Raw genomic sequence first — 933 nt, 5'->3', positions numbered from 1 at the left:
GGGAAACGCCGTCGGCGCCGGGTGTCTGAATATTAACCTGCGGTGTGCCGTTGGCGCTGTGAATGATGGTCGGCTGCTGACGCCCCGGCGCCTGTCCATCGGCCACAATCGCCGCCTGCGCGGTGAGTGAAATCCCGCCAAGCGCTAACAAGAGACTGAATCGTAACGCCGTAAACCGGCAACGACACGCTGGCAGAGATGGGCGACGAGCGCGGCGTCCCCGTTCCGTTCGTCCGCGTCCGGCACACACTATCTCGGCCACCACCATCCACAGCTGGCGGGCCTGATTAAAGATAATACGATACAACTGCTTGTTCATGATTGACTCCACTCACACGCTACCCACTGGCAGCCGGGTTATTTAAATTAATACTGCCAATACAGGTTGAATCCGGCCGTGACCGGGGAGGTTTGGAAACCGGCGGGTTTGGGTACAGACAGGTAAACCTCCGCAGGGGGTGGCGCCAATTGGGCTTCCAGAGCTTGCTGGCGCGCCTGTTGATGAATGAGTTGTTGTTCTGAGAGGTCTGCGGCCTGACTGCCTGAAATCACGCTATAAAAAACCGCAAACACTAAAATACTGCTTTTCATTGACTTTCTATTCCACAATATCGAAGCGGTATTAACCACGAATTTAGCTTAGCGATCAATATTCTAGGATTGATGATCAACCGGGCATCTAAAATAGGGGGTTGGTTAAGATAGCAGCAAAAACAAGGGGTTATATTGCAAGCAAAAAACAGGCCAATGTGATTATTTTGTGACAATATTGTATAAAAAACAGATTAATATTAATCATTTAATAACCAATACTAATAATTTCAAATTAATTTCATTTTTTGTGTTAATTATGTGACGCGTATCACATTTATGATGTTTAATTTCAGAATGTAATTACTGGAAAAGCGACAATTGTCGTAAATCGGTGATGAG

2 protein-coding genes are annotated in these 933 nt (G+C 47.4%); both read right to left on the bottom strand.

The window, feature by feature from the left end:
* Positions 1 to 319, bottom strand: a 319-nt coding sequence (locus KZ793_RS21330; RefSeq protein WP_225817122.1) for an ESPR domain-containing protein, incomplete at its 3' end; no start/stop codon positions are given.
* Between the two features lie 47 nt (positions 320 to 366).
* Positions 367 to 591 (bottom strand): hypothetical protein, encoded by a 225-nt coding sequence (locus tag KZ793_RS21325; RefSeq protein WP_225817121.1) that lies wholly within the window; start codon positions 589 to 591, stop codon positions 367 to 369.
* Between the last annotated feature and the right edge of the window lie 342 nt (positions 592 to 933).

The sequence above is a fragment of the Photorhabdus antumapuensis genome (genome assembly GCF_020387775.1).
GTDB classification, from domain to species: Bacteria; Pseudomonadota; Gammaproteobacteria; order Enterobacterales; family Enterobacteriaceae; genus Photorhabdus; species Photorhabdus antumapuensis.
Note: the sequence above shows the minus strand (reverse complement) of the source record. Positions and strands in the feature narration are given on the sequence as shown.

Bases quoted from the DNA above. Each gene is read 5' to 3' on its own strand.
- KZ793_RS21325 (WP_225817121.1), bottom strand. From the start codon at position 591: ATGAAAAGCAGTATTTTAGTGTTTGCGGTTTTTTATAGCGTGATTTCA.